Origin of the sequence: Melghirimyces profundicolus (assembly GCF_003054245.1) — a bacterium.
GTDB lineage: Bacteria > Bacillota > Bacilli > Thermoactinomycetales > DSM-45169 > Melghirimyces > Melghirimyces profundicolus.
The window spans coordinates 1-6478 of sequence record NZ_QBKR01000052.1 but is presented as its reverse complement, the minus strand read 5'-3'; the positions used below and the strand labels follow the sequence as shown (position 1 = coordinate 6478).

7 protein-coding genes are annotated in these 6478 nt (G+C 50.2%); all 7 read left to right on the top strand.

Annotated features, from left to right (window positions below):
• On the top strand, window positions 1-1083 hold a 1083-nt coding region (locus C8P63_RS18445), incomplete at its 5' end, for an RHS repeat-associated core domain-containing protein (RefSeq protein ID WP_146172223.1).
• A 54-nt stretch (window positions 1084-1137) separates the two neighbouring features.
• Window positions 1138-1989 (top strand): hypothetical protein, encoded by an 852-nt coding sequence (locus C8P63_RS18440; protein WP_108026823.1) that lies wholly within the window; start codon window positions 1138-1140, stop codon window positions 1987-1989.
• Window positions 1990-2172: 183 nt separating this feature from the next.
• Window positions 2173-2607, top strand: a complete 435-nt coding sequence (locus C8P63_RS18435; RefSeq protein ID WP_108026821.1) for a DUF4234 domain-containing protein — start codon at window positions 2173-2175, stop codon at window positions 2605-2607.
• 9 nt (window positions 2608-2616) lie between these two features.
• Window positions 2617-2802 carry a hypothetical protein gene (locus C8P63_RS18430; RefSeq protein WP_108026818.1) on the top strand — a complete coding sequence of 62 codons (186 nt, stop codon included), beginning with the start codon at window positions 2617-2619 and terminating at the stop codon, window positions 2800-2802.
• 313 nt (window positions 2803-3115) lie between these two features.
• Window positions 3116-4012 (top strand): RHS repeat-associated core domain-containing protein, encoded by an 897-nt coding sequence (locus C8P63_RS18425; RefSeq protein ID WP_108026815.1) that lies wholly within the window; start codon window positions 3116-3118, stop codon window positions 4010-4012.
• Between the two features lie 14 nt (window positions 4013-4026).
• The gene (locus C8P63_RS18420; protein WP_108026812.1) at window positions 4027-4497 is read left to right on the top strand and encodes an immunity 26/phosphotriesterase HocA family protein; all 471 of its coding nucleotides are present in this window, start codon (window positions 4027-4029) and stop codon (window positions 4495-4497) included.
• 167 nt (window positions 4498-4664) lie between these two features.
• On the top strand, window positions 4665-6478 hold a 1814-nt coding region (locus tag C8P63_RS18415), incomplete at its 3' end, for a golvesin C-terminal-like domain-containing protein (protein ID WP_483869527.1).

Here is a 6478-nt window from a genome sequence, read left to right as displayed (position 1 = left end):
GTGGAGGTGCTCACTGACGAGAACGGGAACACCCGGGCCACCTACGGGTACACCGCCTACGGGAAGCCGGACGAGGAAGAGTTCACCGGGGTGGACAAGCCGGACGCCACCAACCCGGATAAGGAACCGTACAACGTCTACCGCTTTAACGCTAAGCGCTGGGATCCCGTTACCGGTGAATACGACATGGGCTTTCGAAACTATGATCCGGAGCAGAACCGTTTTCTCACTCGGGATATGTACAACGGGGCCCTGAAAGATATGAATCTGGCGACCGATCCCTGGACGATGAACCGGTATGCCTTTGCCGGCGGAAATCCAATTTCTATGGTAGAATTGGATGGACATATCCCGGCGTATGCCAAGGAAAATCCGGACGAGTTCTTTGAGTCTTGGAAAGAGGTCCATGGGGAGACCTATTCGCAAACGGTTGCACGCTCAAATGATGCCCTGGACGATATCAAGATTGTGGACACAGATCAAGTCAAAGACACCCTCAAACTGGTCATCAACGACCTTGGGTTGAACAAAGTGAAACTGGCGGATGAAGCCTTGCAACAGATCATCCAGGACGCTAAAAATCTTCAATCCGGACAATCCCTGTATAACTATCTCGGTTCAGCGGTTCGGTCTACACTGGGACTGGGAGCGGATGGCTGGTTTAAAGCCGGCCTGGATACCTGGCAGGGTGTGGATCATTATTTAGGGGTTTCCGGTTACTTTCAGGGCGGGTTGTTTCAAGCGACTAAAAATCTTCGTAAAAATCTTGCCTATGGTAACACATTGATTGACAGCTTCAAAGGAACGGTTAACCAACTGCAAGTGACCAAGTTGGGCCGGATTGCGGGTTGGGGCGGGGTCGCCGTCGGCTTTGGTGAAACGGCCTATAACCTCTCCCAAGACAATTATGCAGGAGCGATTGCAAGTGGCGGAGAAACCCTCATGTCGTTGGCCACGACCGGGGTGGGTGGACCGGCGGGCTCGGCAGCCTTTGCCTTGGTCGGAGGGGCCATGTGGGCAGGTGCCACGGTCTACCAACACCGAAGGAAGATCGGAGAAGCATGGGATAGTGTTTTTAATTGATAAAAGAGGGCCGGGCATTGCCCGGTCCCCCTTTTAACAATGGGAGGAAACAAGATGAAGACGTTAAAGAGGCTTATTTTTGGAGACAAAGTTACCCTTCCCCCCAAAGTCAAACAACGGATGAAAGAATACAAGCGAAAGGGAGAATTCTATATTCATTTTTTCTGTAAAATCGAGTATAAAGGCCATTACTATTACAATGCATCGTATGGAAAATGGAATTTTTTAATTGTTCGGGAAGACGGAGAAGTGCCACCGTTATCTGAGATTGAATCGGTCTTGTGGATGGCGAATACAACAGATGCCATGGCTATGACCATCACTACACTAGGCAAACGGTGGGCGAAGGATACGACCCGATACCATGAACGAATGCTCACTTTGTTAAATCGAATCGATCATCAGATGAGAAACACGATGCCACAGGAAATCCGAGAAGCTTTGGATGCCTTCTTTGAAGTCTCTCGCACATTCATCCAATCACAAGAGGTGATCAAAGAAAACTATCAAAAAGGAAAGGCTTTTTTGGATTACATTACTAAAACCTACATATTGACCGAGGAGAAGTACCATGAACTTAGCAAATATAAACACGAGATGTGGAAAGCGGCCTATCTGTCCACCAAGCTTCAAATGGACACCTATGAAAAGCGGGAAAAATTGATACAATACCTGGTGTCGAATGTATCGATATCGTCCTTTCGTTTATGGCTGACGGTGAGGGAGTTAAAATACCACCATAAAAAGTTGGCAGATCCCAAAAAAAGAATCGCCTGGGAGATTGAAGCTCTGGAACCGTATCATGATGAATTGATTCATAAGGCAGGAGAAAAAGGATATCGGACACAAATAGATGTTCAAGATTTTGAAGAGAAAGTATTGCCTAATGCACGAAATCCAAAGTGAAAGCCCATGGGCCGTTTCTTTTTTGTTATGACCGTTCTTTATCCGTTGGTGATGTTGATTTGGGACCGGATGGCAGTTTTGATTTTTTCTTCCGATTGCTTGTTGGAAAGAGCGTGAGTCGATCTTTTTATTGAAGAATCTGCGGAATCCCAAGGAAGAAGAGAACCGTGAGGAGGGGTTGTGTTGAGTCAACCGGAAATCCATCCAATGCAAACCGGACCGGCGGTGAAAAAAGCTTCCGTTTTTTTCACCCTCGTCATGTCCGTCATCACCCTGGGAATCTATGTGCCCTATTGGTTTATCTCCCGCAGGGAGGCACTGAACCGACTCGATTCAGAAGTGACATTGCCTTCGGCCCCGGCGAAGATCGTCTTCATTCTGTATATCCTGTCTGCAATCTTTTTACCGGTGGCGATGATCGGAGGGGAAGGGATGATGCGCCTGTATGACACCTTGGACATCCCGATCACCTACGGCGGCATGGCGGTCTGTCTGTATCTGGCGATGCGTACCCGTCTCATCTTAAATGAGCACTTGGGAGTGAAGTCCGTCGGTCCGGTGAAAACATTTTTTCTGTGGATCTGGTATCTGCAATACAAAATCAATGCGCATCTGTAAGGAGGTTTCATGAGAATCAAGCATTTGGGGATTTTCTTTATCATCTTCGCTGGGCTGTACACTTTGGTGGAAGTGGTTCTTACTCCCGATGGCCGTTTTAACCTCTTTCTTCCATTCGCCATGCTGGTGACAGGAATCGTTTCCCTGACCCGAAAAGACAAGAATGAGAAGATATTTAAGAGAAAAAACAAATGACATTTTGAGAGTCAAGTATCCATTGTACTTGGCTTTTTCATTTTAAGGGAAGGTCACCCAACCGGAACCGATGGCGGATATCTCCACCGGATCGCTGAACACACCAAGAAACCGAACGGGTGGCTATGTCCCCAATATCGTGAAAATTAAAGGCCGACGGAAAAATGGGTCAAGATCACAGGAGATGGCTTCGCCACTGATCAGGCCCGCCACTATGGTGCCTGCTGAGGCCGCGGCGACGCCTCCTTAGGCGGTCATCAGCAGGCACCATAGTGGCATGGGGCCTGCCAAGTCGCGCGGAGCCGGGTGATGAATGGTTTGGGGAAGAGACGCCCCCTACAACGTCTACCGCTTCAACGCTAAGCGCTGGGATGCCACCACCGGCAAGATCGACATGGGCTTCCGGGACTATGATCCGGGCCTGAACCGCTTCCTGACCCGGGATATGTACAACGGCGCCTTGGCGGACATGAACCTCACCATGGATCCGTGGAACATGAACCGGTATGCCTTTGCCGGCGGGAATCCGATCTCGATGGTGGAGTTGGATGGGCATCGATATGCTGTAGCGGATGGAGTAGATGCTCCCAGTAGTACTGGCAGAGTTTGGTGGGACTATGCTTGGCAAGATTATATAGAGACACAGAGGACCAAGCAGAGTGAAAAATTGGAGCAAGAAGGTTCTGCGGTCAATGCTATTTACGATGGTTTAGCGAAGCTACTATTTGAAGACTATTACACTGCCTTTACCGGCAAAGACATGTTCAACAAAGAAGAAGTAAGTGATGAAAGATACAACACAGCAGTGTTCTTCAGTACACCTTGGGGGAGAATCTTCAAAGGTGGTAATAAACTCTTAAACGCACTTGATGAAGGCTTTGAGAGTTTATCCAGAAGATGGTCCAATGGAGGAGCCAAAGCTAAGGGTGTAGTTTCAGATGTACCAAGCTCACTGCTAGTAGGACCAAAAAATACTCATGTATACCTTGGAGGGTATTTCAAAAAACCCGGTAAAAAGACTCGAACAAACGATCTACGTGTTATAACCAGTGAACCCCTAACGAGAAGACAAGCTCGTGCCATTGAACAAGCCCTAATAAATAGGAGCCCAAGCTTCACCAATAAAATTAATAGTATTTCGCCTAAGAGATCATGGTATGATGAAGCTGTACAATGGGGAGAAGCTTGGCTTAAGGACCGAGGATATTAAGGGGTTGTTTCTAAATGTCCTTTGATTTGTTAGTAAAAATGAATCCCTCAAGAAAGAGACCTAAACCTGGTGATGTTTTTGTTATTCAACCTAAAAAAGGAGTATACTACTATGGTAGGGTAATAAGAACAAAGATGCCAAATAAAAATCCGATGATGAGGGGTTGGAATCTAATTTATATCTATAAAGTACCTACAGAGAAAATTGTAATGCCCGATCAATTGAATGAACGGGGTCTGTTGATTCCGCCCAAAATTGTGAATAACCAAGGGTGGTTGAAAGGGTATTTTCAAACTATAGGATCAATACCGCTACAGGAAGAGGATTATGTAAAAGATTATGGTTTTTGGGATGCATTTACAAAAACATTTGTCGATGAAGAAGGAAATAAACTCGATTTTAAACCTAAAATGTATAGTGATTATGGTGTAGGTAGCTATGGCTCAGTTGCATATGATGTACAACAAGCGTTAGAAGGAAAATAAAATGATTTGAATTCCCCGGATTCCCGGGGTTTTTTATTGGATTTATGGACAATCCCAAGGCTGTCGATTAACCGTAATTTGCATAAAGGTTACGGAGACTTCTTAACAACAGGATCTTGACATTCAGATGTTGCTTAAGCTAGGGGTCCCAACAGCCGGACCATGAGCTGGAGCTACACCCCCGACGGGAAACTGAAAGCCAAGTCCGACGACGGAGTGTCCGTGGGCAAACACGTCGTCCTGGTGGACAACTCCGACACCCCGAACGTGGAGTTTTTCCGGAGACTGGAAAACCTCCAACAACGTCGCCGGGCACCAGGGGTACAGCTACCAGTACGACTACAAAGACACCGGATACCCGAACAGACACGGACAACCACTACTTCACCTGGAAGCTGAACGTCCCGAAAGACGGGAACTACGAAGTCTGGGTCAGCTACCAGAAATACAAGGACCGGGCCACCAACGCCCCCTACACCATCGAATATGACGGCGGCAGCACCACGGTGGAAGTGAACCAAAACATCGCCTCGGGTTCGGAGACCGAGTGGAAAAAGCTCGGCACCTATCCGTTCAAAGCGGGGAACACCCACAAGATCACGCTCACCGATGACGCCGACGGCATCGTGGTGGCCGACGCGGTGAAACTGGTCCGGGACCACAGCGGGGAGACGGACACCGAACAAAAAGACTTCACCTACAAGTATGATGCCAACGGCAACCTGGTGCAGATGACGGACAACAGCTCCGGGGCCAAGGTGGACACCTACGCCATCACCTACAACGGGCTGAACCAGGTGGCGAAGGTGGAGGAGAAAAAGGACGGCGTTGTCCAGAACACCACCAGCTACACCTATGATCCCAACGGGAACCCGCTCAAACGGACCCACGACGACCAGATCGCCGAATACGCCTACGACGTCCGGGACCTGGTGGATCAGGTGACCAACAAGAAATCCGCCTCGGACCCGGAACCCAAGGTGGCCACCTTCACCTACACCCCGCGGGGGCAGAAGCTGAAGGAGACCAAGGCCAACGGCAACACCGTCGACTACACCTACTACCTGGACGGACTCCTCCAGCACCAGGTGGAGAAGAAGTCCGACGGCACCCTCGTCAACGAGCACACCATCGAGTATAACGCCAACGGTCACCGCATCAAGGACACGGCCAAGAAGATGAACGCGGACAACCACGCGGATTACATCCACCACGTCCACACCTACGAATACGATCCGCGGGACCGGGTGACGAAGAAGACGAAGAAAGACACCGCCGGCAACGTCCTGGAGACGGAGACCTACCAGCACGACGCCAACAACAACGTCATCCAGCAGACGGTGGACGGGACCACGACGACGTACAATTACGACCGCAACCGGCTGCTGTCCGCGGATATCGGCGGCACCACGGCGACCTACAACTACGATCCCTTCGGCCGCCTGAACAGCGTCACCTCCGCGGGAGAAGTGATCGAGAAGTTCACCTACGACGGCTTCGACCGGGTGGCGGAACACAGCAAGCTGCAGGAGGACGGGTCCACCAAGAAGACGAGCTACGTCTACGACCCGCTGGACCGGACCGTGAGCCGGACGGAAGGGACGGAGACGACGGACTTCCACTATCTCGGTCTGTCGGGAGAAGTTCTCTCGGAGGAAATCGCCGGGGAGATCCAGAAGTCCTACCAGTACAGCCCCTGGGGCGAGCGTCTCTCGATGGTGAAACACAACACCGACGGGACCACGGAGGATTCCTATTACGGCTACAACCCCCACACTGACGTGGAAGTGCTCACCGACGAGAACGGCAATACCCGGGCCACCTACGGCTACACCGCCTACGGGAAGCAGGACGAGGAAGAGTTCACCGGCGTGGACAAACCCGATCCGCAGACCCCGGACCAAGAACCCTACAACGTCTACCGCTTCAATGCCAAACGCTGGGATGCCACCACCGGCAAGATCGACATGGGCTTCCGGGA

Bases quoted from the DNA above. Each gene is read 5' to 3' on its own strand.
- C8P63_RS18430 (WP_108026818.1), top strand. From the start codon at position 2,617: ATGAGAATCAAGCATTTGGGGATTTTCTTTATCATCTTCGCTGGGCTG.
- C8P63_RS18425 (WP_108026815.1), top strand. From the start codon at position 3,116: ATGGTTTGGGGAAGAGACGCCCCCTACAACGTCTACCGCTTCAACGCT.
- C8P63_RS18420 (WP_108026812.1), top strand. From the start codon at position 4,027: ATGTCCTTTGATTTGTTAGTAAAAATGAATCCCTCAAGAAAGAGACCT.
- C8P63_RS18440 (WP_108026823.1), top strand. From the start codon at position 1,138: ATGAAGACGTTAAAGAGGCTTATTTTTGGAGACAAAGTTACCCTTCCC.